The 26,309-nt window shown below is 63.4% G+C and carries 27 protein-coding genes and 1 riboswitch; of the genes, 26 read left to right on the forward strand and 1 reads right to left on the reverse strand.

All coding sequences use genetic code 11. From position 1 onward, the window contains the following. Window positions 1–455: 455 nt before the first annotated feature. The 17 genes from H582_RS0113655 to H582_RS0113735 all read left to right on the forward strand — a co-directional run bounded on the left by H582_RS0113655 (window position 456) and on the right by H582_RS0113735 (window position 14,365). Complete coding sequence (locus tag H582_RS0113655; RefSeq protein WP_028598957.1) at window positions 456–1,025, forward strand: manganese efflux pump MntP; 570 nt, start codon at window positions 456–458, stop codon at window positions 1,023–1,025. Between the two features lie 33 nt (window positions 1,026–1,058). Beyond that, window positions 1,059–1,637, forward strand: a complete 579-nt coding sequence (locus H582_RS0113660; protein WP_028598958.1) for a low molecular weight protein arginine phosphatase — start codon at window positions 1,059–1,061, stop codon at window positions 1,635–1,637. A gap of 177 nt (window positions 1,638–1,814) precedes the next feature. Next, a riboswitch (ZMP/ZTP riboswitch) is annotated at window positions 1,815–1,896 on the forward strand. 122 nt (window positions 1,897–2,018) lie between these two features. Further along, on the forward strand, window positions 2,019–2,615 hold the full coding sequence (locus H582_RS0113665) for a TIGR01440 family protein (protein ID WP_028598959.1): 597 nt from the start codon (window positions 2,019–2,021) through the stop codon (window positions 2,613–2,615). A 42-nt stretch (window positions 2,616–2,657) separates the two neighbouring features. After that, window positions 2,658–3,905 carry a serine hydroxymethyltransferase gene (locus H582_RS0113670; RefSeq protein ID WP_028598960.1) on the forward strand — a complete coding sequence of 416 codons (1,248 nt, stop codon included), beginning with the start codon at window positions 2,658–2,660 and terminating at the stop codon, window positions 3,903–3,905. 211 nt (window positions 3,906–4,116) lie between these two features. Beyond that, the gene (upp, locus tag H582_RS0113675) at window positions 4,117–4,746 is read left to right on the forward strand and encodes a uracil phosphoribosyltransferase (protein WP_028598961.1); all 630 of its coding nucleotides are present in this window, start codon (window positions 4,117–4,119) and stop codon (window positions 4,744–4,746) included. A 23-nt stretch (window positions 4,747–4,769) separates the two neighbouring features. After that, entirely contained in the window at window positions 4,770–5,915 is a 1,146-nt protein-coding gene (gene wecB / locus H582_RS0113680) for a non-hydrolyzing UDP-N-acetylglucosamine 2-epimerase (RefSeq protein WP_028598962.1), read from the forward strand. 186 nt (window positions 5,916–6,101) lie between these two features. Beyond that, window positions 6,102–6,323 carry an AtpZ/AtpI family protein gene (locus tag H582_RS0113685; RefSeq protein WP_028598963.1) on the forward strand — a complete coding sequence of 74 codons (222 nt, stop codon included), beginning with the start codon at window positions 6,102–6,104 and terminating at the stop codon, window positions 6,321–6,323. After that, entirely contained in the window at window positions 6,316–6,696 is a 381-nt protein-coding gene (locus tag H582_RS0113690; RefSeq protein WP_028598964.1) for an ATP synthase subunit I, read from the forward strand. The genes H582_RS0113685 and H582_RS0113690 overlap by 8 nt, the downstream gene beginning before the upstream one ends. A gap of 11 nt (window positions 6,697–6,707) precedes the next feature. Next, the gene (atpB, locus tag H582_RS0113695; RefSeq protein ID WP_028598965.1) at window positions 6,708–7,460 is read left to right on the forward strand and encodes a F0F1 ATP synthase subunit A; all 753 of its coding nucleotides are present in this window, start codon (window positions 6,708–6,710) and stop codon (window positions 7,458–7,460) included. A gap of 98 nt (window positions 7,461–7,558) precedes the next feature. Then, window positions 7,559–7,771, forward strand: coding sequence for a F0F1 ATP synthase subunit C (gene atpE / locus H582_RS0113700; RefSeq protein ID WP_021880553.1), 213 nt, complete (start codon window positions 7,559–7,561; stop codon window positions 7,769–7,771). 94 nt (window positions 7,772–7,865) lie between these two features. Next, a complete protein-coding gene (gene atpF, locus H582_RS0113705; protein ID WP_028598966.1) occupies window positions 7,866–8,348 on the forward strand; it encodes a F0F1 ATP synthase subunit B in 483 nt (160 codons plus the stop codon). Then, a complete protein-coding gene (locus H582_RS0113710; protein WP_028598967.1) occupies window positions 8,345–8,893 on the forward strand; it encodes a F0F1 ATP synthase subunit delta in 549 nt (182 codons plus the stop codon). The genes atpF and H582_RS0113710 overlap by 4 nt, the downstream gene beginning before the upstream one ends. Before the next feature lie 15 nt (window positions 8,894–8,908). Beyond that, window positions 8,909–10,423, forward strand: a complete 1,515-nt coding sequence (gene atpA, locus H582_RS0113715; RefSeq protein ID WP_028598968.1) for a F0F1 ATP synthase subunit alpha — start codon at window positions 8,909–8,911, stop codon at window positions 10,421–10,423. A 71-nt stretch (window positions 10,424–10,494) separates the two neighbouring features. Then, a complete protein-coding gene (gene atpG, locus H582_RS0113720; RefSeq protein ID WP_028598969.1) occupies window positions 10,495–11,355 on the forward strand; it encodes an ATP synthase F1 subunit gamma in 861 nt (286 codons plus the stop codon). A gap of 78 nt (window positions 11,356–11,433) precedes the next feature. Further along, the gene (atpD, locus tag H582_RS0113725; RefSeq protein WP_028598970.1) at window positions 11,434–12,852 is read left to right on the forward strand and encodes a F0F1 ATP synthase subunit beta; all 1,419 of its coding nucleotides are present in this window, start codon (window positions 11,434–11,436) and stop codon (window positions 12,850–12,852) included. A gap of 23 nt (window positions 12,853–12,875) precedes the next feature. After that, a complete protein-coding gene (locus H582_RS0113730) occupies window positions 12,876–13,271 on the forward strand; it encodes a F0F1 ATP synthase subunit epsilon (protein WP_028598971.1) in 396 nt (131 codons plus the stop codon). A gap of 299 nt (window positions 13,272–13,570) precedes the next feature. After that, a complete protein-coding gene (locus H582_RS0113735) occupies window positions 13,571–14,365 on the forward strand; it encodes a tyrosine-protein phosphatase (RefSeq protein ID WP_028598972.1) in 795 nt (264 codons plus the stop codon). 87 nt (window positions 14,366–14,452) lie between these two features. On the opposite strand, the gene H582_RS0113740 is transcribed toward H582_RS0113735, so the two are convergent. After that, entirely contained in the window at window positions 14,453–15,250 is a 798-nt protein-coding gene (locus H582_RS0113740) for a YheC/YheD family protein (RefSeq protein ID WP_043111315.1), read from the reverse strand. A gap of 221 nt (window positions 15,251–15,471) precedes the next feature. Here H582_RS0113740 and H582_RS0113745 point away from each other — a divergent pair, with 221 nt between their 5' ends. From H582_RS0113745 to H582_RS30155, 9 genes are all read left to right on the forward strand, one after another. Then, a complete protein-coding gene (locus H582_RS0113745) occupies window positions 15,472–15,942 on the forward strand; it encodes a Dps family protein (protein ID WP_028598974.1) in 471 nt (156 codons plus the stop codon). Between the two features lie 230 nt (window positions 15,943–16,172). After that, window positions 16,173–17,915 carry a S8 family peptidase gene (locus H582_RS27600; protein ID WP_052333247.1) on the forward strand — a complete coding sequence of 581 codons (1,743 nt, stop codon included), beginning with the start codon at window positions 16,173–16,175 and terminating at the stop codon, window positions 17,913–17,915. Window positions 17,916–18,121: 206 nt separating this feature from the next. After that, window positions 18,122–18,379 (forward strand): DUF1146 domain-containing protein, encoded by a 258-nt coding sequence (locus H582_RS0113755; protein WP_028598975.1) that lies wholly within the window; start codon window positions 18,122–18,124, stop codon window positions 18,377–18,379. Window positions 18,380–18,739: 360 nt separating this feature from the next. Continuing rightward, window positions 18,740–20,161, forward strand: coding sequence for a UDP-N-acetylglucosamine 1-carboxyvinyltransferase (gene murA / locus H582_RS0113760; RefSeq protein WP_028598976.1), 1,422 nt, complete (start codon window positions 18,740–18,742; stop codon window positions 20,159–20,161). 170 nt (window positions 20,162–20,331) lie between these two features. Beyond that, the gene (locus tag H582_RS33130) at window positions 20,332–21,789 is read left to right on the forward strand and encodes an efflux RND transporter periplasmic adaptor subunit (protein WP_127464416.1); all 1,458 of its coding nucleotides are present in this window, start codon (window positions 20,332–20,334) and stop codon (window positions 21,787–21,789) included. 119 nt (window positions 21,790–21,908) lie between these two features. Next, window positions 21,909–22,598 (forward strand): ABC transporter ATP-binding protein, encoded by a 690-nt coding sequence (locus tag H582_RS27605; protein WP_052333271.1) that lies wholly within the window; start codon window positions 21,909–21,911, stop codon window positions 22,596–22,598. Further along, window positions 22,549–23,730: an ABC transporter permease gene (locus H582_RS0113775; RefSeq protein ID WP_028598978.1), complete on the forward strand. Its 1,182-nt coding sequence runs from the start codon at window positions 22,549–22,551 to the stop codon at window positions 23,728–23,730. Before H582_RS27605 ends, H582_RS0113775 begins: the two co-directional genes overlap by 50 nt. Before the next feature lie 26 nt (window positions 23,731–23,756). Next, window positions 23,757–24,440 (forward strand): response regulator transcription factor, encoded by a 684-nt coding sequence (locus H582_RS0113780; RefSeq protein WP_028598979.1) that lies wholly within the window; start codon window positions 23,757–23,759, stop codon window positions 24,438–24,440. Further along, window positions 24,437–26,020, forward strand: a complete 1,584-nt coding sequence (locus H582_RS30155) for a sensor histidine kinase (protein ID WP_028598980.1) — start codon at window positions 24,437–24,439, stop codon at window positions 26,018–26,020. Before H582_RS0113780 ends, H582_RS30155 begins: the two co-directional genes overlap by 4 nt. Window positions 26,021–26,309 lie beyond the last annotated feature (289 nt).

Raw genomic sequence — 26,309 nt, forward strand, 5'->3', positions numbered from 1 at the left:
GGCAGGGTCGAGCATATCGACTGACGTCCCGCAGCCAGCCGGAGGCGGAGAAGGGCTGCGGGGGGCAGAGTCGAGCACATCGACTGACGTCGCGCAGCCAGCGGAAGGCGAGCAGGAGCGGAGGGGACGGAATCCTCTTGGAGAAGCGCCAGCGGTTCCCTTGAAGGCCGGGTTCCTTCCATATTGGAAAGGAAGATCAAAGGAACCTGGGCTTCAGCGGAATCGGAAAGAGGATCGGTCCGCGGAGCGGCGTTTGCGTAAGTCCCCCGCCACTCGTCTACATAGCGGCGTTTGCGTAAGTCCTCCGCCACTCGTCTACATAGCGGCGTAACTTCTCGGTAACCCGCCCCTGCGCCACCGCCTCTACGCGAACGCAGGCCAAGCCAATCATATTCCGTTCCCTTGTCCGCATAGGCTGGATAGAACAAGCCATCGGACAAGGGGAGATCGAGACCATGTTGGAAGCTACTCTGCACGAAGGACAGCTGCTCACGCTCCTGATCATGGCGCTCGCGCTCGGAATGGACGCGTTCTCGCTCGGAGTCGGCATCGGCATGCGGGGCATCCGCCTGCTGGACATCCTCAAGCTGAGCGCGGTCATCGGACTGTTCCACGTCCTCATGCCGCTCGTCGGCATCGCGGCGGGACAATACATGAGCCTGCTGCTCGGCCATGTCGCGACGCTGGTCGCCGGGCTGCTGCTCCTTCTGCTGGGAGGGCATATGCTGTTCGTATCGCTGCGCGGCGGGGAGGAGCTCGGTCCCTCCTTCGCCGACCACCGCACGACGGGCGGCCTGCTGCTGTTCGCGCTCAGCGTGAGCGTGGATTCGTTCTCCGTCGGCATCTCGCTCAGCATGTTCGCCGCCGACGCGCTGCTGACGATATTGCTGTTCGGCCTCGCCGGCGGACTGATGTCCGTGCTCGGGCTGCTGGCCGGTCGGCGCATCGGCCGCAGCCTCGGCAGCTATGGAGAGGCTGCGGGCGGCGCCATCTTAATGACCTTCGGCATTCTCTTCCTGCTCTAGGGGGGGGCCGGGGCAAAAGGAGGGGTGAATCCGATGAAACCGGTTCGCATCTTGTTCGTGTGCACAGGCAATACCTGCCGCTCGCCGATGGCCGAAGCGCTGCTTCGCGCCGAAGCCGCAGGCACAGGCATCGAGCTCGAGGTGCGCTCAGCCGGCGTGGCGGCCTCCGCGGGCATGTCGGTGTCGCGCCATGCGCGGGAGGCGCTGCGCCGTGCCGGCATCCAGCACGAAGGCTCGTCTTCCCCGGTGAGCGGAGAGCTGGTCCGCTGGGCAGACCTCATCCTCGCGATGACCGGCTCGCATCGCCGGACGCTGCTGCAAGCCTTCCCGCAAGCGGCGGACAAGCTGCATACGCTGCTGGAGTACGCCGCCGGCGATCGTTTGGCGGAGCTGGACCGGCTGTACGGGGAGCGCGAGCTGGAGCGCTCGCTCGGCAGGCCGCCGGAGCCGGAGCTGGAGCGGCGCATCGCGGAGCTGGAGCGGACGGTCCGCGGCGGCGACATCGCCGATCCGTTCGGCGGCCCGCTGGAGGAGTACGAGGCCTGCGCGGCGGAAATCCGGCAGGCCGTGCGCGCCGTCCTGCGCCGGCTGAGCGAGGAGCGGCTGGACTGAGCCTGGGCGGCCCTCTCCCGGCTGTCCCGCGAGCGGGCTTGGAACGAGCCCATCCGATCCGCTGCCCATCTGCTCGCGTCGCCGGCTCCGTCCGGAGCTCCGAAAGGCCGCTTCGCGGCCGCTCGCGAGCATTGACAGTCCGCTTTCCGATAGGCTATGATGAGGGCAAGCAACAGCGGTTTCCGATGTGACTGGCGACGAAGTGGGTCCAACCACGATGGAGCATCGGAACATACGGCCGGTCGCCTGGGCAGAGAGCGTGTGCGCGATTTTTTCGCGCGCAGAGCTCTCTTTTCGTTTTTTTCAGACCTCTCGTCTAAAGGGAGCCCGTTTCGGTATAATAGGACACGAACGGCATCCACGGTCAGGAGGGATAGCATCATGGACAGGAATGCAGCATCGCCGGAGGCGATCGCCTCCGGCGTCGAGACGCTGATCCGCGAGCTGGCGGCCGGCGGCCGGCTGCTGCCGGGACAGCTGCTCGTTTTCGGCGTCAGCACGAGCGAGGTGCTCGGCCGCCGCATCGGCACCTCCGGCAGCGGCGAGGCGGCCCGGGCCATTTTCGCGGGCATGGAGAGAGCTCGAGCCGATCTCGGCTTCGTGCCGGCGTTCCAGTGCTGCGAGCATCTCAATCGGGCGCTCGTGGTGGAACGGTCCGCCGCCGAGCGGTTCGGCCTGGAGCCGGTGAACGCCGTGCCGGTGCCCGGCGCGGGCGGCTCGATGGCCGCCCACGCGTTCCGCCGGCTGGCGGATGCCTGCCTGGTCGAATCGGTGCAGGCGCAGGCGGGCATCGACATCGGCGAGACGCTGATCGGGATGCATCTGAAGCGCGTCGCCGTGCCGGTCCGTCCTTCCGTACGGACGATCGGCGAGGCTCGCGTGACGATGGCGTACGCGCGGCCGAGGCTCATCGGCGGCCCGCGCGCGGTCTACGAGCTGCCGCCGGACGCCGGGACGGAGACGGGCAGCTGCGACTAGAGGGAAGCAATCATCATTTACCATAGGGAGGACTTATCGATCATGGACCAACTCCGCAAGCAAGACCCTGAAGTGCTCAAGGCAATGGGACTGGAGCTGAAGCGCCAGCGCGACAACATCGAGCTGATCGCATCCGAGAACATCGTCAGCGAGGCGGTGCTCGAGGCGATGGGCACCGTGCTCACCAACAAGTACGCCGAAGGCTACCCGGGCAAGCGCTACTACGGCGGCTGCGAGCATGTCGACATCGTCGAGGACATCGCGCGCGATCGCGCGAAGGAGCTGTTCGGCGCGGAGCATGCCAACGTGCAGCCGCACTCCGGCGCGCAGGCCAACATGGCCGTCTACCTTGCCGCCCTCAAGCCTGGCGACACCGTGCTCGGCATGAACCTCGCCCACGGCGGCCATCTGACCCACGGCAGCCCGGTCAACGCCTCCGGCCTCTACTACAACTTCGTCGCCTACGGCGTCCAGGAAGACAGCTTCACGATCAACTACGACGACCTGCGCAAGGCCGCCTTCAAGCATCGTCCGCGCATGATCGTCGCCGGCGCCAGCGCCTACCCGCGCATCATCGACTTCGAGAAGATCGGCCAGATCGCCAAGGACGTCGGCGCGCTGTTCTTCGTCGACATGGCCCACATCGCCGGCCTCGTGGCGGCGGGCCTGCATCCGAGCCCGGTGCCGCACGCGCACTTCGTCACGACGACGACGCACAAGACGCTGCGCGGACCGCGCGGCGGCCTCATCCTGACGACCAAGGCATGGGCGGCGGCGATCGACAAGGCCGTCTTCCCGGGCTCCCAGGGCGGACCGCTCATGCACATCATCGCGGCCAAGGCCGTCGCTCTCGGCGAGGCGCTGCAGCCGGAGTTCAAGACGTACGCGCAGAACGTCATCTCCAACGCCAAGGTGCTGTCCGAGGAGCTGATCGCCCGCGGCCACAACATCGTGTCCGGCGGCACGGACAACCATCTCATGCTGCTTGATACGCGCGGCTTGAACATCACCGGCAAGGAAGCCGAGCATGTGCTCGACTCCGTCGGCATCACCGTCAACAAAAACGCCATTCCGTTCGATCCGACGAGCCCGTTCGTCACGAGCGGCATCCGCATCGGCACGCCGGCGGCGACGACGCGCGGCATGGACGCCGACGCCATGCGCACGATCGCCGAGGTCATCGACCTGACGCTGCGCAGCCCGCAGGACGAGGCGGCGCTGGACAAAGCGCGCGGCCTCGTGCGCGATCTGACCGCGCGCTTCCCGCTCTATCCGAGCATCCAATACTAAAGCGGATCCGCTCCGCCGCAAGCCCCTTTTCCTTCCCGATCCAGCGGGAGGGAGGAGGGGCTGCTTCGGCATGCGGACGGCCCCGCTCCTTTTTGCCGGTTCGTGACGATGCTTGATGCGCCGCCCTGCTGGGAATGCTATAATAGTTGGGATTATGCCCCGGGACGCCGGGGACAAGCAAATTCAAGCGAATACCAGGAGGGCAACCCCCATGAGCAATCTGGTCGTCTGTGACCATCCACTCATTCAGCACAAGCTGACGTTCATCCGCGACAAGGACACCAAGACAAAAGACTTCCGAGAGCTTGTCGACGAGGTCGCCACATTGATGGCGTACGAGATTACGAGGGACATGCCGCTCGATACGATCACGGTCGAGACGCCGGTCGCGACGGCCCAGTCCAAGGTGCTGTCCGGCCGCATGCTCGGCATCGTGCCGATCCTGCGCGCAGGCCTCGGCATGGTCGACGGCATCCTCAAGCTGATTCCTGCCGCCAAGGTGGGGCATATCGGATTGTCGCGCGACCATGAGACGCTCCAGCCGACCGAATATTATATGAACCTTCCGACCGACGCCACGGAACGGCTGCTCATCGTCGTCGACCCGATGCTCGCTACGGGGGGCTCGGCCAACGCGGCGATCGGCTCGCTCAAGAAGCGCGGCTGCACGCAGATCAAGCTGATGGTGCTGATCGCCTCGCCGGAAGGCGTGCGCGCCGTCCAGGAGGCTCATCCCGACGTGGACATCTACGCCGCCGCCGTCGACGAGAGGCTCAATGAGCTGGGCTACATCATCCCGGGGCTCGGAGATGCCGGAGACCGGATGTTCGGCACGAAATAATTTTCTGATGGGAGAGGTATAAGTTGGACAAGCTGAAAGTGATGACCATATTCGGGACGCGTCCCGAGGCCGTCAAGATGGCGCCGCTCGTGCTGGAGCTTCAGAAGCATCCCGAGCAGATCGAGTCGATCGTATGCGTCACCGCGCAGCATCGCCAGATGCTTGACCAGGTGCTGGAGCTGTTCCGCATCGAGCCCGACTACGACCTCAACGTGATGAAGGACCGCCAGACGCTGACGGAGACGACAGTCCGCGTGCTCGAAGGGCTCGAGCCGGTGCTGCGCGAGTCGCAGCCGGATATCGTGCTGGTCCACGGCGATACGCAGACGACGTTCCTGGCCAGCTATGCGTCGTTCCTGCAGCAGATCCAGGTCGGCCATGTCGAAGCGGGGCTTCGCACCTGGAACAAGATGTCTCCGTATCCGGAGGAGATGAACCGTCAGCTGGCCGGCGTGCTGTCGGACGTGCATTTCGCGCCGACGGAGTGGTCCGCAGGCAATCTCCGCAAGGAGAACAAGTCCGAGGCGTCGATCTACGTCACGGGCAACACGGCGACGGACGTCTTCCAGTATACGGTCGACCCTGCCTTTACCCATCCGATGCTGGAATGGGCGGCCGGCAAGCGTCTGATCCTCATGACCGCGCATCGCCGCGAGTCGCTTGGAGAGCCGCATCGCAGCATCTTCCGGGCGGTGAAGCGCATCGCCGACGAGTTCGACGACATCGCGATCGTCTACGCCGTGCATCCGAATCCGGCCGTGCGCGAGCCCGCGCAGGAAATTCTCGGCGATCATGAGCGCATCCGCCTGATCGAGCCGCTTGACGTATTTGAATTCCATAATTTCTATCCTCACGCGTACATGATCCTCACGGATTCCGGCGGCATGCAGGAGGAGGCGCCGAGCTTCGGCGTGCCGACGCTCGTGCTGCGCGATACGACGGAGCGTCCCGAAGGGATCGAGGCCGGCACGCTGGAGCTGGTCGGCACGGACGAGAGCCGCGTCTACGATCGGACGAGAGCGCTGCTGACCGACAGGGGAACGTACGAGCGCATGAGCCAGGCCGCCAATCCGTACGGAGACGGGGCGGCGTCGGAGCGGATCGTGCGCGCGATCCTGCATCATTTTGGCAGGGGCGAGCGGCCCGATGCGTTCACACAACGTTCATAGTTTTTGCGAGGCGGCGGTCAAGTCCAACAACAGCCTAGCATACAGTTCTACTGTATGGTTTGGAAGTTCGCCAAATCCCGTCAAATCAACGTTTTTTATCCCAAGTTCACGGAAAGTTTGCTATTATCAAAATTGACAAACCTTCGGCGGCTTGGATAAAATGATGAAGGTTGATGGGGGACACTCATGACCAAAAAGGGCAAGGGAGAGGACCCGCTGAAGGCGCTTGCGCTTGTCGGCGCTCTCGGAATCGACGTGGCGATCTGCACGCTGATCGGCTACTGGCTTGGAGCAAGGTTCGGAGGAACTCCGGGATGGATCATCGCGGGGGTTTTGACGGGGCTTGCGGCAGGCATCGTTTCGGTCGTCTTCATTGTAAGAAAGGTTTTGGAGGACAGCAATGAATGAAGTGCTCAAGATGACCAGGTCCGTCGTCGTGCTGCTCTTCGCCATCAGTCTGCTGATCTGGGGCATCGTTCCCGATTGGCGCGCGGCGGCGGCCGGATGCATGCTTGGCATCGCAGCAGGATCGTTCAACGCCTTTCTCCTGCGCAGGCGCGTGGATTGGATCGGTGTCATGGCTCAAGGGGACAAACCCCGCCGTGCCGGAACGGGCATGGCCGGCAGGCTCGCGATGGTGCTGCTCGCCGTCATGATCGCCTACCGCTATCCCGAAGACATCAGTCTCCCCGCTACACTGGCTTCATGTTTTGCGGTGCCTTTTGTCATACTGGTATGCGCTTTCTTCAAGCTTGGCCGACCACGCAGTGGAAAGGGGTGAAACATTAAGGTATGCACAAATTTCCGATTTACACTTGGAATGGAATCGACTTCGATTTATCGGCCATCATTGCGATTACGATCTCGGCCATCCTGACGTTTGTGTTGGCTAGGCTGCTCACGCGCAAGCTGTCGGTTGCCAATCCGTCCAAAACACAGAACTTCATGGAATGGGCCGTGGATTTTGTCCATTCGACGATCGCAAGCACGATGCCGCTCAATCGGGTTCGGCCCTTCCTCGGCCTTGGCTTGACGCTTATCCTGTTCATTTTCATCTCGAACCTGCTCGGTCTTCCATTCGGCATCGTGACGTACGTCCATGAGCCGATGCTCGGCATCACGGCCGACGACATCGCGCATGGACATGCCGAACTCGCTTGGTGGAAATCTCCGACAGCAGACTTGTCCGTCACTTCCGGGCTTGCGCTGATCGTGTTCCTGCTGGTCCATTTCCTCGGCATGAAGCAAAACACCAAACATTATTTCCAGCATTACTTCAAGCCTTACCCGATTTTCTTCCCGCTGAACATCATCGAGACGATCGCGAAGCCGGTCACGCTGGCTCTTCGTCTGTTCGCCAACATCTTCGCGGGCGAGGTGCTGATCTCCACCATCCTCATGCTTGGCGTTATCGGTACGCCGTTCATGATCGCATGGCAGGGCTTCAGTATATTCGTAGGCGCCATCCAGGCTTTCCTGTTCACGATCCTCACCATGGTGTACATCTCGCAAGCTGCCATCCATGACGATGACGGCGCGCACTAGATCCGCAGCAGTTCGTGCTGGACGCGAGGCAATTCGCCCGCTCGTTCGGTGTTAGACATATTCCACTCACTACCCAATTCAGAGGAGGATTTTAAACAATGGAAGTATTGGCAGCAGCTATCGCAGTTGGTCTGGGCGCAGTAGGCGCAGGCGTAGGTAACGGTCTGATCGTCAGCAAAACGGTAGAAGGCATCTCCCGCCAGCCGGAAGCAGCAAGCAAGCTGCAAACGACGATGTTCATCGGCGTAGGTATCGTCGAGGTCGTGCCGATCATCGGCGTCGTTATCGGCTTCCTCGCGTTCTTCAGCTAATATCAAGAAACCTATTCGTATGGCGGGGAAGGCCAATTGCCCTCCACGCCTTCGTTTTAATTGAGTGTGAAATGCACGTGAAAGGAGTGCCGTTATGGATTGGAAATGGACGTCTTTTGTATACGCGATCGTGGCGTTTCTCATTCTTTACTGGCTTCTGAACCGGTACGCTTTCAAACCTTTGTTCTCCATCATGGAGCAGCGCCGCCAGATGGTGCTTGAGCAGATGAACGCTGCGGAGAACAGCCGCAAGGAAGCTTCCGCCGAAATGGAAGCGCAGAAGCAAGCGCTGGCGCAAGCCCGCCAGGAAGCGAACGAGATCATCGAGAAAGCCCGCATCACCAGCACGAAGCAGGCCGACGGCATCGTCGACACCGCCCGTGCCGAAGCGGCCCGCCTCAAGGAAGAGGCCGTGCGCGACATCGAGAGCGAGAAGAACAAGGCCATCGCTTCCCTGCGCAGCGAAGTAGGCAGCCTCTCCGTCGCGATCGCTTCCAAGATCGTGGAGAAGCAGATCGACGAGAAATCGCAAGAGCAGATCGTTGAGCGCTATCTGAAAGAAGTCAGCAGCAAATGAGCCGCGACAACGTCATCGCGAAAAGATATGCGCAGGCGCTGTACGAAGTCGCGGGCACTCAAGGAATCGTTTCCGAGGTGCGCCAGCAGCTGCAGCTTGTCTCCGAGGCGCTGAACGGCGACGCGGACGTGCTGCGCTTCCTCGGCACTCCGGGCATCGAAGCCTCCGAGAAAACGGAGCTCGTCAAAAAAGCGATCGGGGACCGCGTGTCCTCTATTGTTCTGAATATCGTCACGCTGCTCATCGAGCGCGGCCGCTACGCGGCCATCGGCGAGGTGTATGCGGCCTACAGCCGGATCGCGGACAAGGCATCCGGCGAATCGCGCGCGACGATCTATACGGCCCTCCCGCTGTCGGCGGTTGAGCTTTCCAAAGTCGTTCAGCAGTTCAGCTCCCTGTCGGGCAGCCGGATCATCGGCGAGCAGATCGTAGATCCATCCCTGATCGGCGGCGTGAAGGTGCGCATCGGCGACAAGATTTACGATGGCTCTCTCTCCGGCAAGCTGGAGCGGCTGAGCAAGCAAATGAATTCCCAAGCACTGTAGACAGGGGTGAAGAAGTTGAGCATCAGACCTGATGAAATCAGCACGCTGATCAAGCAGCAGATCGAACAATATAAATCCGACATCCAAGTAGAGGAAGTCGGCACGGTCATTCAAGTCGGCGACGGCATTGCGCGCGTCCACGGCCTGGAAAACGCGATGGCGGGCGAACTTCTCGAGTTCGCGAACGGCGTCGTGGGCATGGCACTCAACCTCGAGGAAAGCAACGTCGGCGTCGTCATCCTCGGACCTTACACGGACATCCGCGAAGGCGACACGGTAAAGCGTACCGGCCGCATCATGGAAGTGCCGGTAGGCGAAGCGCTTCTGGGCCGCGTCGTCAACGCGCTGGGCCAGCCGCTCGACGGCAACGGACCGATCGCTACGACGGCGACTCGTCCGGTCGAATCGCCGGCTCCTGGCGTCATGGCTCGTAAGTCCGTCTTTGAGCCGATGCAGACCGGCATCAAGGCGATCGACGCGATGATCCCGATCGGACGCGGCCAGCGCGAGCTCATCATCGGCGACCGCCAAACGGGCAAAACGCAAATCGCGATCGATACGATCGTCAACCAAAAAGGAAACGGCGTCATCTGCATCTACGTGGCTATCGGCCAAAAGCAATCGACCGTCCGTACGGTCGTCGAGTCCCTCCGCCGCCAAGGCGCGCTGGACTACACGATCGTCGTTACGGCGAGCGCATCCGAGCCGTCCCCGATGCTCTACATCGCTCCGTACACGGGCTGCTCCATGGGCGAGTACTTCATGTACAACGGCAAGCATGTCCTCGTCATCTACGATGACCTGTCCAAGCAAGCCGCCGCTTACCGCGAGCTGTCCCTGCTGCTCCGCCGTCCGCCGGGCCGCGAGGCTTACCCGGGCGACGTCTTCTACCTGCACTCCCGCCTGCTGGAGCGCGCGGCCAAGCTGAACGACGAGCTCGGCGGCGGTTCCCTGACGGCGCTGCCGTTCATCGAGACCCAAGCGGGCGACATCTCCGCCTATATCCCGACAAACGTCATCTCCATCACGGACGGCCAGATCTTCCTGGAGTCGGACCTGTTCTACTCCGGCCAGCGTCCGGCGGTCAACGTCGGCAACTCGGTATCCCGCGTAGGCTCCTCCGCCCAGACCAAGGCGATGAAAAAGGTTGCCGGCACGCTCAAGCTTGACCTCGCCCAGTACCGCGAGCTGGCGGCATTCGCCCAATTCGGCTCCGATCTGGACAAAGTCACGAAATCCCGTCTGGACCGCGGCGAACGCACACTGGAAATCCTGAAGCAAGGCATCAACCAGCCTATGCCTCTGGAGCGCCAGGTCGTGTCGCTGTACACGGTCACGCGCGGCCTCGTGGACGACATTCCGGTTCAGGACGTCCGCCGCTTCGAAGGCGAGCTGCTCAGCTTCATGGATGCCAACAAGCCGGAAATCCTGGCGTCCATCCGCGATACGAAAGACCTCAACCCCGACAACGAGAAGGCTCTTGCAGCGTCCATCCAGGAGTTCAAGAAAGGCTTCTCCCGCTCGGTCTAATAGCTAGGAACGATGATGCCGGTCCATGTCCGGGCTCGGACATGGACCGATAAGTAAGGTGGTGACTACCAATGGCAAAAGGCATGCGGGAGATCAAGCGCTCGCTCAAGAGCAAGCAGAATATGAAGCAGATCACCAAAGCGATGGAAATGGTCGCTGCGGCGAAGCTTCGCCGCGCGCAGGAGGCGGCATTATCGGCTCGTCCATACACCGACAAGATCCGTGAAGTCGTCTCCAGCATCGCCGCTGGCGCAGGCAGCATCCGGCATCCTATGCTGCAGACTCGCGAAGTGAAGCGCACCGCTTACCTGATCATCACGTCGGACCGCGGTCTCGCGGGCGGCTACAACATCAACGTACTGCGCAAGCTGATGGGCACGATCGCCGACAAGCACCGGTCCAAGGACGAGTACGAAGTTCTCGTCGTCGGCCGCAAAGGCAGCGCCTATCTGAATCGCCGGGGCATCAACATCGCCGAGGAAGTGACGGGCATCTCGGACTCTCCGAAATATGGGGACATCAAGCCGGTCGCTTACAAAGCGGTGCAGGGCTTCGAGGATGGACGCTACGACGAGGTCTATATCGTCTACAACCGTTTCCTCAATGCCATCTCCCAGGTTCCGACGATGAAGAAGCTGCTTCCGCTGAGCTCCGACGAGTTCACCGGCGCTGCGGCGCAGTACGAATACGAGCCGGACGCGGAGTCCGTGCTCAGCGTCCTGCTGCCGAAATATGCCGAGACGGTCGTGTACAGCGCGATCCTCGAAGGCAAGGCGAGCGAGTTCGGCGCCCGGATGACGGCAATGGGCAACGCGACGAAAAACGCGACGAAGCTCATCGGCGAGCTTACGCTCTCCTACAACCGCGCCCGTCAGGCCGCGATCACCCAAGAGATCGCCGAGATTGTCGGCGGCGCCAGCGCCCAGCAATAAGAAACAGCCGATTTGGAGCAGGCTGCGGCCTGCTCGCCGCATAGACATGCAACTATCTTTACTACAGGAGGGACCCCCATGAGCAACGGTCGCGTTGTCCAGGTACTGGGGCCGGTCGTCGACGTTGAGTTCGACAACGGCCATCTGCCTGAAATCTTGAACGCCATTAAGATTGAACAAAAAGCTCAGAGCGCTTCCGAGCAGGACGTGAAGCTGACTCTCGAAGTGGCCACCCACCTCGGGAACAACACGGTCCGCTGTGTCGCCATGTCCTCCACGGACGGCCTCGTGCGCGGAACGGCTGCCATCGATACCGGAGCTCCGATCACGGTTCCGGTTGGACCGGCCACGCTCGGCCGCGTCTTCAGCGTCGTCGGCGATCCGATCGACGGCAACGGCGATGTGGACCGTAGCGTAGCGCTGCCGATCCACCGTCAGGCACCGGCATTCGAAGAGCTCTCCACCCAGCAGGAAATTCTGGAAACCGGCATCAAGGTCATCGACCTGATGGCTCCGTACGCCAAAGGCGGCAAAGTCGGCCTGTTCGGCGGCGCGGGCGTCGGCAAGACCGTTACGATGCAGGAGCTTATCCACAACATCGCATCCGAGCACGGCGGCATCTCCGTCTTCGCCGGCGTCGGCGAGCGTACTCGTGAAGGCAATGACCTGTACCACGAGATGAGCGACTCCGGCGTCATTGAAAAGACGGCGATGGTATTCGGCCAGATGAATGAGCCTCCAGGCGCGCGTCTGCGCGTAGCCCTGACAGGCCTGACGATGGCGGAGTACTTCCGCGATCAAGAGAACCGCGACGTGCTTCTGTTCGTCGACAACATCTTCCGCTTCACGCAAGCGGGCTCCGAAGTATCCGCCCTGCTCGGCCGCATGCCGTCCGCGGTAGGCTACCAGCCGACGCTGGCGACGGAGATGGGCCAGCTTCAAGAGCGCATCACTTCGACCAAAAACGGCTCCGTCACGTCGATCCAGGCGATCTACGTGCCTGCCGATGACTACACCGACCCGGCTCCTGCGACGGCGTTCGCCCACTTGGACTCGACGACCAACCTGGAGCGCAACATCGCCGCCATGGGCATCTTCCCGGCCGTCGACCCGCTGGCTTCGTCCTCGCGCGTCCTGACGCCGGAAATCGTCGGCGAAGAGCACTATCAAGTGGCTCAAAGCGTGAAGAAGCTTCTTCAGCGCTACAAAGAGCTGCTCGACATCATCGCCATCCTCGGCATGGACGAGCTCTCCGAGGAAGACAAGCTCGTCGTCCTTCGCGCCCGTCGCGTCCAATTGTTCCTGTCGCAGCCGCTTCACGTTGCCGCGGCGTTCAACGGCATTCCGGGCCTCTCGGTACGGATTCAGGATACGGTTCGCGGCTTCAAGGAAATTCTTGAAGGCAAGCATGACGATCTTCCTGAGCCGGCCTTCCACAACGTCGGAACGATCGAAGACGCCGTTGCCAAGGCGAAGAAACTCGCTCAAGAGGTTTAATCCTCGGCGGATGGAGGGATCGTATGAGCACCTTACTGCTTGAAATTGTAACGCCTGAGCGGACGGTCTATGCCAAGGACGTCAATATGGTCATTCTTCGCGGCGTCGAGGGCGAGATGGGCATCCTGCCTCATCACGTCCCGACGGTAACCCCGCTGAAGATCGCCGCCGTCGTGGCGAAGATCGGCGGCAAAGAGGAGAAGATCGCCGTCAGCGGCGGCTTCGCCGAAATCCGTCATGAAAAGGTCGTCATTCTCGCCGAAAGCGCCGAGCTTCCGGATGAGATCGACCTCGACCGTGCCCAGCTGGCCAAAAAGCGCGCCGAGGATCGTCTCCGCGGCCGCAAGGACGAGGTGGATTTCCGCCGCGCCGAAATGGCTTTGCAGCGTGCGATGAACCGGATCAGCCTGCGCGGCTGATGCTCCGGATCGATTTAAAGCCCAGTCTCCGTTCAAGGAGACCGGGCTTTTTTTTCATGCCGTCGATCGAACGGAATCTGGGGATAAACGAATGGTCATGGGGATGGAATGGGAGTGGAATGTGAATAACGAGTGGATATGTGGATAAGTTGTTCGCATCCCTCCTTTTATTGAGGATAACCCTGTGAATATCCTGTGAATAGAAATCGAATTTCGAAAAATGAAGCCTAGGCAGGATGACGATCGTCTAGGGTTGAATGAATAGGGAGCCAATTCATGGGAAAGAGGGGCATGAACCGATGATCGACATCCATACGCACATCCTGCCCGGCATCGATGACGGTGCGCGTCACCGGGAGCATTTGCTGGAGCTGGCGGAGGCCGCAGTGGAGGAAGGCATTACCGACGTGATCGCGACCCCTCATCATGCCAACGGCGTCTACTGGAATCCAGCCTCCCGCGTGAAGGAGCTCCTGCAAGAGTCCCAGGCGGTTTTAGAGGCGCATGGGCTGCCTTTGCGCCTGCATCCCGGACAGGAGATTCGCGTCCACGGCGAGCTGCTCGACCACTTGGAGGCAGGCGAGCTGCTGACGCTGGCAGGCACGCCTTATCTGCTGCTGGAGATGCCGGCCGAGGAGATGCCTGCCGAGATGCTCGAGCTCGTCTACGAGCTGACGCTGCTCGGCATCCGTCCGGTCATCGCCCATCCCGAGCGGAACCTCGAGGCGCTGCGCGAGCCGCGCAAGCTGGAGGAGCTGATCGCGCTCGGAGCATGGACGCAGGTGACGACGCATTCCCTTCTGGGCCTTTACGGCAAGACGTTCGAAAAAGGCGCGTGGTCGCTCGTGCGGAACGGACTGATCCACCTCGTCTCGTCCGATGCCCATCATGCCCGCCGGCGCGGGTTCAAGCTCGCCGATGCGTACTCGCTGCTGGAGACCAGGCTCGGGAGGCCGGCGCGGCTTTATTTCGAAGGGAATGCCCGGGCCTTGCTCGCGGGAGAGGAGCTGGCGCCTTCCGGCGACATGCTCGCCGAAACAAAAGCAGCAGCCGGCAAAGGGCTGCTGAAGGGCTGGTTCGGACGCAGAAGCTAGGGCTGGGGCAATAGAAGAGGAAGCAGGAAAACGGGGCCGGCCGCGAGCAAGCACGGTCAAGAATGCCGCCGGTCGCAGCCGAAACGGCTAGTCGTCGTAGCGGCCATAGCTGCGGGCGAAGCTCGCCATTCGATTGTAGGCGGCCCGGTCGAGCTTTTTCACCGGTCTGAACTGGGGATGGTTCGTATTGACCTCGAGCACCCACAGCTTCTTGCTGCGGTCGATGGCGAAGTCGATGCCCATTTCATGCATGCCCTTGTAGCGGCGAGACAGCGAGCGGCTGACCGCGAGCGCCTTGCGCTCGATCAGGTCGGTGTTGGCCCTGGCGGCGGAGGCCGGCAGTCCTTGCATCTCCCACAGGCTGGACAGCATGACGAGCTTCGCGCCTTGATGGACATTCGTCACGATCTTCGAAGGAGAGGCGATCTTGGCCGTGAAGGCGGTGCAGGTCCAGGGGCCTTTCGGCCGTCGCTGCACCATCGCGCGCAGATCATAGGGCCTGCCTTCGACTTGATCGAGCGGTATGCCGCGCTGGATGAGCAGCTTCTTGCCCGACTTCCGCCGCTTCAGATGCCGATAGACGGCGTCGATCGTGCGAAAGCTGCGCGTGGTCTGCTTGCGCGACAGGACGGAGGCGAGCTCGTAGTCTCCGGACGCGGTGCGGCGCAGGCGATGGACGCCCATGCCGAGCGAGCCGATATTCGGCTTGATATAGAGCATTTCGTAGCGGGAGGCCATTTGAGTCAGCCGCTCGAGCGAGAAAGGCTTCGCGGCCGGAACAAGTCCAGCCGTCGCCGGATCCTTTTTCAGCATGCGGCTGACCCGCAGCTTGCCCCAGAGAGCGCGGGATTTATATCGTTTGACATACTTCTTGACGGATGGCATGCGGGTCACCTCCCCTTACCTTATGAAGGGCGGGCGGGGGAGAATTGTGCGAATGGCGCGATGACAGAAAAAGGGCTCGGGCCGCATAAGGGAGCGCGCGCAAGCGCAACCTGAAAGAGATGGGCCGCGCTGTTTGTTTGTTCGCGGACAAGGGTAAAGAAACCGTAGATGCTTCTCCGCAAGCAAGCCTGATTGCCAAAGCGAGAAAGGGGAAAACGACAATGGCTACTTCATCCGCAAGCCGCGCCGCAAAAGCAAACGTCAAGACGCAGGAGGCGCTGAACAAGCAAGTCGCCACGCTCGGCGTCCTTTATATGAAGCTTCACTCGTTCCACTGGAACGTGACCGGACCGAACTTCTATACGCTGCATGTCAAATTCGAGGAGCTGTACAACGCCGTGACGCTCATGTTCGACGAAGCGGCGGAGCGCCTGATCGCGATCGGCGGCAAGCCGGTCTCGACGATGAAGGGCATGCTGTCGCAGTCCGCGATCAAGGAAGCGACGGAAAAAGAAGATGCGGACGCGATGGTGCGCGCCGTCATCGACGACTTCGCGACGATCGCCTCGGAGATGAAGGAGGCGGCGGAAGCGGCGGAAAAAGAAGACGATGCCGCGACGGCCGACATTCTGACGGGCATGGTCGAGCAGCTCGACAAGCATCGCTGGATGCTGGAGAAATTCCTCGGCTGATCCGTTTCCCGGCAGCCGAACGATGAAGCCCCTGCGCCCCCGCGCGCAGGGGCTTGTTTCGTTTCGTCCGGGCCTTGCCGCTGTCTGCGGGCGAGCGGAAAGCGACCGGAGAAGAGGAAATCGGCTGTGCGAAAGCGAATGAGTAGAGAGTGGAATTCCCGGTTTCCGGCGGAAGGGATAGAAGCGCGGCTTCGTCATAGGATAGATACAGAGCAAAGGATTTGAGGCTCATGAATAGATGGCATATCCTCGCGGCGACGCTTCGCCGCAAGCGGCTGGCCGCCGTGGCGTCCGCCGTCTTCCTGACGTCCGTGCTCGGCGCGGGGCCCGCGCACCCGAACGAACCGGTTCGGGTGCTAAGCGCGCGGAGCGCATCCCCGGCGGAAGCGGCGGCGACGGGACCGGCGGGAGCAAGTCCGGCAGCGGCCGCGCAAAAGGAGCAGCAGGCCTATCTTCGTCAGATCGGAGCGCTTGAGGTCCAGTCCGCCAGGAAGCAGTCGAGCGGTCTGACGGTCGCGATCGTCGATACGGGCGTCGATCTGCAGCATCCGGCCTTGAAAGGGCGCCTGCTGCCGGGCGTCAACCTGCTGCAGCCGGGCAAGCCGCCGCAAGACGACAACGGCCACGGCACGAGCGTGGCTGGCGTCGTAGCGGCGCTGCTGCCGCAAGCGAAGCTGCTGCCGGTGAAGGCGCTCGACGAGAACGGCTACGCGGAGGAGCGCGGGCTCGGCGAGGGCATCCGCAAGGCGCTGGACAAAGGAGCTCGCATCGTCGTGCTGTCCGTCGGGCTGTATCATTCTTCGCCCTATATGGCCGATATCGTCAATCGCGCGGAGCGGACGGGCGTGCTGCTCGTCGCGGCGGCCGGCAACGACATGCAGCGGTTCGGCGGCAAGACGACGGTCAAATATCCGGCCGCCTACCCGACCGTGCTCGCTGTCGGAGGCGTCGCTGCGGACGGAGCTCCGGAAAGGCGCTCGAGCCGCGGCAGCGAGATCGACGTCGCCGGGGCGTGGCGCGTCTTTACGGCGCAGCTGGGCGGCGGGTACCGCTACGAGGAAGGCACGTCCATGGCCGCTCCGCAGGCGGCCGCGGCGGCCGCCCTGCTGTGGAGCAAATACCCGGCGCTCAAGCCTTACGAGATCCGCTCGTTCCTGCGCCAGACGACGAAGGATACGCTGCCGGCCGGCTTCGATCGTGCGACCGGCTACGGACTGCTGCGGATGGACCAGTCGCTTGGCGGCAAGTACAAGGCCGATCCGCATGAGCCGAACGATACCCGCGCGCTGGCGGCGGCGCTGCCGCTCGGCAAGCAGCTGTCCGCGGAGCTGGCGGGGGGCGGGGATCGCGACTGGTACGTCCTCGACTGTCCGCATGACGGCAGCGTCAAGCTGCGGCTGCAGCAGCTTCTCTCTCCGGACGCCGCTCCGGCGCCGCTCGACGTTCTGCTGGAGCAGGACGGGGGCACGGTTGAAAAAAAACTTGCCGCCAGCAACAACGTGCTCGTCTGGCGCGTCAAGAAAGGAGCGAACCGGCTGCGCATCCAGCTGCAAGGCGCCGGCATGGAAAAAGCGGCTCCTTATTTGCTGAGCAGCGTATTTTCCATGCGTCCGGACGACGGGGAGCCGAACGGCAGCGCCGAGGAGGCGACCGCGCTTCCGGACCGCAGCCAGACGGTGAAGGCGACCTTCCACGAAACGGGCGACTCCGACTGGTACAAGATCCAGGTTCAAAAGGAGGGCAGGCTCCGCCTTCAGCTCGAGCCCGGCACGATGCGGATGGACCCGGCCTTCGCCTACCGCCGCGCCGGATCGCCGGAGACGGCGGTCGACGAGGCAGGGGAAGGTGCCGCGGAGGCCTCCGCTTCGATCCGCGTCTCTCCAGGCACTTATTATGTGCGCGTCTGGGATGCCGCGGAGCTTCCCTATGCGCCGCCCGAAGGCTATTACACGCTGTCGATCGAGCGGAGCTGAGCCCGCCGGGCGCGGAGGCGCGGGGAGCCGGCCAAGCGCTTCAGGAAGGCTGCCCTGCTGCCGATGACTATAGGGAGCCGATCCGATGGAGCGCCTGGCGGAACGACAGATTCCTGCTGCGAAGGGCAGCAGGGGTTATTGCAATGTCGATCGATTTGTCAAGATGCATATTTTACCGTTTATCGGTATGGAATCGGGGTTATTAAATGAACAGCAATCAGGGAATCAGAGAGGCGTTCACCTCGCTCGGGCTCGTCGGCCTGTTCTCCATCCTCGTCACGATCCTCAGCATCCTGCTGGCCTGGTATCTGCTGCAGGAGCTGAAGCTCGACACTTGGTTCAAGCATCCGCGCGGTCCAAGGGCGCGCGTGCTGATCGCGGTGCTCGCCGTCATCCTCGGCCATCAGTTCGCGCGCTTCATCCTCGATTACTGGTCCTGGACGAACATGCTCAAGCTGATCTAGGCCGGAGCGCTTGCCAGCTCCGCTCTTCGCATAAGCCGGGGAGCGATTGCAGACACTAAGCTCAAAACACGGTCCGAAAAGAAAAGCGGCTCCCGAATGCTATAAGCTGCAGCAGACAAATTTCGATCTTCTTCTCCGGAAGGAGCCAAGAACGGCCCGCTGCAAATTAAACCTTGTCGATTTCTGTAGACGAGTGTTAATATGGTCTGTGGTATTCTGGGTTATACTCGTCCTTTTAACCGGAATTCCCTCTGAATCCCAATGAGGAATCAGCAACGCCCGTCACTCGAATCGAACTTCAATCCTGATTCAAATAGAAGAAACGCATGAAGAAAATGCAGCGTCCGGAGGGAACGGTATATGAGCAAAATTGTCGTTAGAGGAGGCCGCAGGCTGGAAGGAACGGTGCGCGTCCACGGAGCTAAAAATGCGGTGCTGCCGATTCTGGCCGCCTCCCTACTCGCCACGGAAGGAGAAAGCGTCATTTGCGACGTTCCCCTCCTCGATGATGTCCTGACGATCCGCCAGGTGCTGGAGACGCTCGGCGCAACAGCGGTCATCGGAGAAGACTGCATGACGATCTCGGCCGAACGGCTGACCTCCTGCGAAGCTCCGTACGAATGGGTCAGCAAGATGAGGGCTTCGTTCCTCGTCATGGGTCCGCTGCTTGCCCGGCTCGGCAAGGTCCGCATCTCGATGCCCGGCGGCTGCGCCATCGGCACGCGTCCGATCGACCAGCATCTCAAGGGCTTTGAAGCGATGGGGGCGGAAATCACGATCGGTCAGGGCTTTGTCGAAGCATCCGCGCCGGACCGCCTGAAAGGCGCCAAGATCTACCTCGACGTCGCCAGCGTAGGCGCGACGGAAAACATCATGATGGCGGCGGCTCTCGCCGAGGGCACGACAACGCTGGAAAATGCCGCCAAGGAGCCCGAGATCGTCGATCTCGCGAACTACCTCAATGCGATGGGCGCGCGCGTGCGCGGCGCCGGCACGGGCATGATCCGCATCGAAGGCGTCGAGAAGCTCGTCGGCGCTCGCCATCACGTCATTCCGGACCGCGTGGAGGCCGGCACGTTCCTGATCGCCGCGGCGATCACCGGCGGCGACGTCTTTGTCGAAGGCGCGATCAGCGACCATCTGGGGCCGGTCATCGCCAAGCTGCAGGAGATGGGCGTCCAGCTGACCGAAGAAGATACGGGCATCCGCGTCACCGCCGGCCGCCCGCTGCGCGGCGTCGACGTCAAGACGCTCCCGCATCCGGGCTTCCCGACCGACATGCAGTCGCAGATGATGGCGCTGCTGCTCGTATCCGAGGGCACGTCGGTCGTCACGGAGACGGTGTTCGAGAACCGCTTCATGCATGTGGACGAATTCCGCAAAATGAACGCCAACATCAAGGTGGAAGGCCGATCGGCCATCATCACCGGCGGCGTGCCGCTGTACGGCGCCAAGGTGACGGCGACCGACCTGCGCGCCGGAGCGGCGCTCATCTGCGCCGGACTCGTCGCCGACGGCGAGACGGAGGTCGGCGGCTTGCATCACGTGGACCGCGGCTACGTCGACATCGCCGGCAAGCTGGCCGCGCTCGGCGCGGACATCCGCCGCACGGAGCCGGTCGAGCCCGCTCAGGAGCTACTCGAGCCGATCGTTCTTCCGTCGCTGCGCGAGCCGGCCGAGACCGAAGAAGTTCAGGTCGCCGCGGCGGCCGCATCGGAGGAAGACAGCTACAAGGCCGAGCAGGAAGTGGCGATCGAGGACGTGGAAGCGACGCTGGCTTGACCGTTTCGTTTAGCGGCCGCCGAGCAGCGCCTCTCGCAGGCGCGGCGCGTGAAGGCCGACAGAGATAAAGGGAGTGGAGCGCCGGTTGCCGGGGCTCTTTTTTTACGTTCATTTTCGGTTCATTTGCCTATGCTACGCTTCCCCGTGTGAGGAAGGGGAGGAGTGGCGAAGTGAGAAAATGGATGGTTGTGCTTGGAGTGCTCATTCTGGCGGGCGGAGGCTACGCCTATTATGCCTATCGCTCTCAGGATCAGGCACCCGCCGCGGCAGCGGCGACAGCCCGCACCGTGCAGGCGACGCAGGGCAGCATCGAGACGAGCGTATCGGGCAGCGGCACGGTGGCGGCGGCCGATCCGACCGTCGTGCGCACGGGCCGCCAAGGCACCGTGGAGAAGGTGCTCGTCCAGGAAGGCGACGAGGTGAAGGCCGGCCAGACGCTGCTGACCTTTGAAAAGAAGGACAATGCGCTGAGCATTCGCCAGAAGCAGCTGGAGCAGTCCAAGCAGGAGCTGTCGCTGCAGCAGCTGAAAATCCAGTATTGGCAAGAGGGCGACGAGGACAAGCAGGACGAGCTGATGCTGCAGATCGACAGCGCCAAGCTGTCGCTCGAGCAGCTCGCAGCGGACATCGCCGACTTGCAGGCGGAGCAAAATGCCGACGGCAAGGTCGTCGCTCCTGCAGCGGGCACGGTGACGTCGGTCGCGGTCGAAGCCGGCCAGGAGGTGAACGGCAGCGTCGAGGCGGTGACGCTGACCGACTACAGCGAGCTGACGTTCACGATGAGCGCGGATGAGCTGGACGTGCCGAAGCTGAAGGCTGGCCAGCCGGCGGAAATCGTGCTGAACGCGCTGCCGGACGAGACGTTCGAGGGCGAGATCACGGAAATCGCCCGCGCAGGGACGTCCAGCAACGGCGTCGCCTCGTACCCGGTGACGATCCGCATGACCCGTCTGGACGGCGTGCTGGCCGGCATGTCCGGCTCGGTCAAGATCGTGACGGAATCGGCGGACAACGCCGTGCTCGTCCCGGTGGACGCCGTCGTGACGATGGCCGGCAAATCGTATGTGCGCGTGCCGGCGAGCGGAACGGATGCGGCCGCGGGCGGCGCCGGAGCTGCTGGAGCCGACGGCGCTTCCGGCCAAGGCCAAGGCCAAGGCCAGGGCCAGTGGCAGGGGCAGCGCGGCGAGCGTCCGGCCGGAAGCGGCCAAGGACAGACGGGGACCGGAGCGGCAGGACAAGCCGGAGCGGCAGGCCAGCCTGGGGCGGCAGGGCAAGCTGGATCGGCAGGGCAAGTCGGAGCGGCAGGCCAGTCTGGAACGGCGGCCGGCCAGTCCGGCAGCAATCGCGCCAATCGAATGGCGCTCGGCGGCCAGCTGCAGGAGGTCGAGGTCGGCCTCATCAGCGAGGACTATGCGCAGATCGTCTCCGGCCTGTCCGCGGGCGACTCGGTGCTCGTGCCGTTGCCGACCGGCACGGTCGGCGGCTCGACCGGGCAATCCACGCAGCAGGGCGGCTTCGGCGCAGGAGGAGGCTTCGGCGGCGGAGCGGCCGGATTCGGCGGCGGCATGCCGGGCGGCATGGGCGGCGGAGGCGGCTTCGCCGGCGGCATGGGCGGAGGCCGCAACTGATGGGGCGCGGGCGAAGAACGGCCGCTGCGCACGGCGACGTATCGCTGACGGCGACGCTGCCGCCAAGCTCGGAGAGGGCTCCGCTCATCTCCATCCGCGACGTGCGCAAAAGCTACCGGATGGCCGGCGAGGAGGTGCCGATTTTGAAGGGAGTCGATCTGGAGGTGATGGCGGGCGATTTCCTCGCGATCATCGGCCCGTCCGGCTCCGGCAAGTCGACGCTGATGAACGTCATCGGCTGCCTCGATACCCCGACCTCCGGCAGCTATAAGCTGGACGGCCAGGAGGTCGGCGGGCTGAGCGAGAACCGGCTGGCCGAGGTGCGCAACCGGGGCATCGGCTTTATTTTTCAGAGCTTCCACCTGCTCCCCCGGATGACGGCCCGCGAAAACGTGGAGCTGCCGCTCATCTACCGGGGCTTGTCCGGCAAGGAGAGGCGGGAAGCGGCCGAAGCGGCGCTGGCCAAGGTCGGCCTCGCCGACCGGATGGACCATCGGCCGAACCAGCTGTCCGGCGGCCAGATGCAGCGGGTGGCGATCGCGCGGGCGCTGGCCGGGCATCCGCCGATCCTGCTCGCCGACGAGCCGACGGGCGCGCTCGACACGAAGACCGGCGCGGAGGTGCTCGGACTTGTGCAGGAGCTGAACCGGCAGGGCCATACGATCGTGCTCATCACGCATGATCTGGACGTCGCGGCCAAGGCCGGACGCATCGCGTTCATGAAGGACGGTCTGCTGACGGAGGAAGGAGGGGACGCGCGTGAAGCTTTCGCAAGGCATCCGCATGGCCTGGAGCAGCATTCTCGCTAACAAGCTTCGCACGGCGCTGTCGATGCTCGGCATCCTGATCGGCGTCGCGACCGTCATCTCGCTCGTGGCGATGGGCCAAGGCTCGGCCAACGAGGTGAGCGCGCAGCTGCAGGGCCTCGGCACGAACATGCTGTCGGTGAACGTCACCGGCCGCGGCAGCAGCACGACGCTGACTCTTCCGCAGGCGGAGACGCTCGGCGACGGGATCGACGGGATCGACGGCCTGTCGCCGACGGTCAGCGGAAGCGCGGCCGCGCGCTACGGCAGCGTGCAGACGGAGTCGTCCGTCACCGTCGAAGGCGTGACGCCCGATTACGAGGACGTGCAGGACTTCCACCCGCAGGAGGGACGATTCATCGCGCCGCTCGATCTGGAAGCTTACAGCAAGGTGGCGCTGCTCGGCATCGACACGTCGGAGGAGCTGTTCGGCCCCGGCGTCAGCCCGGTCGGCGAGACGATCCTGCTCAGCGGCGTGAAGTACAAGGTCGTCGGCCTGCTGGAGCCGAAGGGCACGTCGCTCGGCGCTTCGAACGACGAGAAGATCCTCGTGCCGATCACGACGGCGCAGCGGCTGTTCCAGTCGGAGGGCGTGCGGACCGTCGCGGTCAAGGCGGCCTCGGAGGAGACGATGGACGCGGTGACGGCGGCGCTGGAGGCGAAGCTGTCGGCTATTTTCCGGGGCAATACGAACAGCTACCGCATCACCAACTCGGAGGAGCTGAAGGAGACCGCCACGTCCGTGTCGAAAACGATGTCCACGATGATGGCCGGCGTGGCCGCCATCTCGCTGCTCGTCGGCGGCATCGGCATCATGAACATCATGCTCGTGTCGGTGACCGAGCGCACGCGCGAGATCGGCATCCGCAAAGCGCTCGGCGCGCGCAAGCGGGACGTGCTGTTCCAGTTTCTCGTCGAGGCGGCCTCAATCAGCAGCCTCGGCGGCGCGCTCGGCATCGCGGCGGCGTTCGGCGCGGCCGCCATCATGGAGCGGACCGGCACCGCCACGCAGATCGAGTCCGACATCGTGCTTTATTCGTTCGTCTTCTCCGCGCTCGTCGGCATTGTGTTCGGCTTGTTCCCCGCCAACAAGGCGGCTTCCCTCAAGCCGGTCGACGCGCTGCGCCATGACTGACCGCTTCTAATCTGGAGGTATGCCGCATGAAATCCCCGTCGATCCTGCTCATCGAGGACGATCCGCTCATCACCGACCTGCTCGAGCTTTATCTCGAGCGCTATGGCTTCCGCTTCTCGGTCGCGCATGACGGCGCGGCGGGCCTCGCCCGGTTCTACGACCAGATCCCCGATCTGGTCGTGCTCGACGTCATGATGCCGGGCCGGGACGGCTGGAGCGTCTGCGAGGAGATCCGGAGCGCCAGCAAGGTCCCGATCATCTTTCTCACCGGCAAAGGAGAAGGCTACGACAAGCTGAAGGGTTTCTCCCTCGGCGCCGACGACTACCTCGTCAAGCCGTTCGATCCGAAGGAGCTGATCGCGCGCATCCGCGCGGTGCTGAAGCGGACGCATCCGACGCTGTACAAGGACAGCGCGGAGTTCCCGGATCTGGTCGTCGACGCGACCGAATACCGGGTGCTTGTCCGCGGCAAGGACGCCGGCTGCGCGCCGAAGGAGGTCGAGCTGCTGTACTGCCTCGCCTCCCGGCCGGGCAAGGTGTTCTCGCGCGAGGAGCTGCTGCAGGCGGTGTGGGGGATGGATTATTTCGGCGACTCCAACACGGTCGACGTGCATATCAAGCGGATCCGCGACCGGATCGGCGAGCATCCCGCCTGGCGGATCGGCACGGTGCGCGGCGTCGGCTACCGCTTCGAGGCCGGGGCGTCATGAGCGCCGGCGGCCTCAAGGACGCTGCCCGGCGGCTCGGCGAAAAGGCCGCCGCTGTCGCGAGGCGGCTCGGCGTCGGCGGCATTTTCGCGAAGCTGCTGCTCATCTCGCTGTCGACGCTGGCGGTCACGTTCCTCGTCTACAACCTGCTCTCCTCGCAGCTCGTCGGCCGGGACATGCTCGACCGCAGGCAGGGGGTCGAAGGAGCCGAGCTGCGCCGCACGATCACGCTGCTGGAGACGGCGGCCCGGGACGGCTGGAGCGACGACTCGATCCGGACCGCGCTGCAGCTCGTCGTGCCGCCGCAGATGAAGAGCATCCTCATCATCGACCGCGGCGGACGCTACATGCAGATCGGCCAGGTGCCGCTGCCCGAGTCCGACATCCGCGAGCTGATCGCCTCGGCCGGCATCGGCCGGAGTCCGGAGGCCCGCACCGAGATGGTCGAGAACGACTCGGGCAAGTACATCGTCAGCTCCCAGTACGTGCCGTCGCTCGATCGCTACGTCGTCTCGCTGTCGACGGGCTTCCAGCGGGAATTCCGGCGGGTGCAGAACCTGAACGCGCTCGCCATCGGCATCGCGATCGCCGTATCGGTGCTCGTCTCGTGGGCGTTCTCGCGGTACATGACGCGCCGCATCCGGCGGATGAGCCTGGGCGCCGAGCAGTTCGCCAAGGGCCGCTTCGAGACGAAGATCGCCGACCGCTCCGCCGACGAGCTCGGACAGCTGGCCGGCTCGCTCAACCGGATGGCGGGCGATCTCGGCGCGCTGGAGCAGATGCGGCGGGACTTTTTGGCCAACGTCTCCCATGACCTGCGCTCGCCGCTCACGTCGATCCACGGCTATCTCGAAGCGATCCTCGACGGCACCGTTCCGCGCGACAAGGCGGACCGCTACCTGCGCATCACGCAGGACCAGACGGCGCGCCTCATGAAGCTCGTCAGCGACCTGCTCGACATGTCCAAGATCGAGGCCGGCCAGTTCGACGTCGTGCCGGCCGAATTCGATCTCGCGGAAATGATCCGGCTGCTGCTCTCGCGCATGGAGTCTACGTTCAGCCATCACAGCGTACGGTACGAAATTGCCGGGCTGCCAGGAGGGGAGCGGCGCGAGCGGGCGGAGCCGGAAGGGGCCGAAGCGGGCATGGCCGGGACGGCTGGCGCGCCGCGAGCCGCGGAGCCGGGCGAGGTGCTCGTCGTCGGCGACCCGCACCGGCTGGAGCAGGTGATGGTCAATCTGCTGCAAAATGCGATGGCGTTCTCTCCGCATGGCTCGACGGTTCATGTCACGCTGGAATGCGGGCCAGACCGCGCCTGCGTCTCCGTGCGGGACGAAGGCATCGGCATGAGCGAGGAGCAGGCGCGCCGCATCTGGGAACGCTTCTACAAGAGCGACGAAGCCCGCGGCGGCCGCGGCGGCACCGGCATCGGGCTGTCGATCGTCAAGCATATCCTCGACGCGCACGGCTCGCGCATCGAGGTGCGGAGCGAGCCCGGCCAGGGCAGCGAGTTCCGCTTCTGCCTCGTGCGGGCGGGCTTGGCCGGTTCCGACGAGCAATACCGCGAGTCATCCGAGAAATAGGGATGACTCGCGGCTTTTTTGCATTGTTGGCGGCCGCGGGCTGGCAGCAGCCAGCCAGGCGGCAGGTGCAGCAGGTGCAGTGCGAATGCCAAGCTCCCATAAAATCTCCGGGAGATTCGCACCTCGAAAGTTGTCGAATCCCATCGAAAAAATGTTATCTTGATTTTTGTCAAGTCAAAACTTATGCTAAATTCAGAGCAACAGTAGAAGCTGGCACCCCCTTTCAAGGCTGGAAGCGCTGTTATTCGCTGTCGCTCCCCGCTGGGGAGCGTGGATTGAAACTCCCATC

Origin of the sequence: Paenibacillus pasadenensis DSM 19293 (assembly GCF_000422485.1) — a bacterium.
GTDB lineage: Bacteria > Bacillota > Bacilli > Paenibacillales > Paenibacillaceae > Paenibacillus_O > Paenibacillus_O pasadenensis.

Excerpts from the sequence above, each read along its gene's own strand:
- H582_RS0113730 (WP_028598971.1), top strand. The coding sequence starts at position 12,876 with ATGAGCACCTTACTGCTTGAAATTGTAACGCCTGAGCGGACGGTCTAT.
- H582_RS27600 (WP_052333247.1), top strand. The coding sequence starts at position 16,173 with ATGAATAGATGGCATATCCTCGCGGCGACGCTTCGCCGCAAGCGGCTG.
- H582_RS0113735 (WP_028598972.1), top strand. The coding sequence starts at position 13,571 with ATGATCGACATCCATACGCACATCCTGCCCGGCATCGATGACGGTGCG.
- H582_RS0113665 (WP_028598959.1), top strand. The coding sequence starts at position 2,019 with ATGGACAGGAATGCAGCATCGCCGGAGGCGATCGCCTCCGGCGTCGAG.
- atpB (WP_028598965.1), top strand. The coding sequence starts at position 6,708 with ATGCACAAATTTCCGATTTACACTTGGAATGGAATCGACTTCGATTTA.
- atpG (WP_028598969.1), top strand. The coding sequence starts at position 10,495 with ATGGCAAAAGGCATGCGGGAGATCAAGCGCTCGCTCAAGAGCAAGCAG.
- H582_RS0113670 (WP_028598960.1), top strand. The coding sequence starts at position 2,658 with ATGGACCAACTCCGCAAGCAAGACCCTGAAGTGCTCAAGGCAATGGGA.
- upp (WP_028598961.1), top strand. The coding sequence starts at position 4,117 with ATGAGCAATCTGGTCGTCTGTGACCATCCACTCATTCAGCACAAGCTG.
- H582_RS0113755 (WP_028598975.1), top strand. The coding sequence starts at position 18,122 with ATGAACAGCAATCAGGGAATCAGAGAGGCGTTCACCTCGCTCGGGCTC.
- H582_RS27605 (WP_052333271.1), top strand. The coding sequence starts at position 21,909 with ATGGCCGGCGAGGAGGTGCCGATTTTGAAGGGAGTCGATCTGGAGGTG.
- H582_RS0113685 (WP_028598963.1), top strand. The coding sequence starts at position 6,102 with ATGACCAAAAAGGGCAAGGGAGAGGACCCGCTGAAGGCGCTTGCGCTT.
- atpD (WP_028598970.1), top strand. The coding sequence starts at position 11,434 with ATGAGCAACGGTCGCGTTGTCCAGGTACTGGGGCCGGTCGTCGACGTT.
- H582_RS0113660 (WP_028598958.1), top strand. The coding sequence starts at position 1,059 with ATGAAACCGGTTCGCATCTTGTTCGTGTGCACAGGCAATACCTGCCGC.
- atpE (WP_021880553.1), top strand. The coding sequence starts at position 7,559 with ATGGAAGTATTGGCAGCAGCTATCGCAGTTGGTCTGGGCGCAGTAGGC.
- H582_RS0113710 (WP_028598967.1), top strand. The coding sequence starts at position 8,345 with ATGAGCCGCGACAACGTCATCGCGAAAAGATATGCGCAGGCGCTGTAC.
- H582_RS0113780 (WP_028598979.1), top strand. The coding sequence starts at position 23,757 with ATGAAATCCCCGTCGATCCTGCTCATCGAGGACGATCCGCTCATCACC.
- H582_RS0113740 (WP_043111315.1), bottom strand. The coding sequence starts at position 15,250 with ATGCCATCCGTCAAGAAGTATGTCAAACGATATAAATCCCGCGCTCTC.
- atpF (WP_028598966.1), top strand. The coding sequence starts at position 7,866 with ATGGATTGGAAATGGACGTCTTTTGTATACGCGATCGTGGCGTTTCTC.
- H582_RS0113690 (WP_028598964.1), top strand. The coding sequence starts at position 6,316 with ATGAATGAAGTGCTCAAGATGACCAGGTCCGTCGTCGTGCTGCTCTTC.
- H582_RS0113745 (WP_028598974.1), top strand. The coding sequence starts at position 15,472 with ATGGCTACTTCATCCGCAAGCCGCGCCGCAAAAGCAAACGTCAAGACG.
- H582_RS30155 (WP_028598980.1), top strand. The coding sequence starts at position 24,437 with ATGAGCGCCGGCGGCCTCAAGGACGCTGCCCGGCGGCTCGGCGAAAAG.
- murA (WP_028598976.1), top strand. The coding sequence starts at position 18,740 with ATGAGCAAAATTGTCGTTAGAGGAGGCCGCAGGCTGGAAGGAACGGTG.
- H582_RS0113655 (WP_028598957.1), top strand. The coding sequence starts at position 456 with ATGTTGGAAGCTACTCTGCACGAAGGACAGCTGCTCACGCTCCTGATC.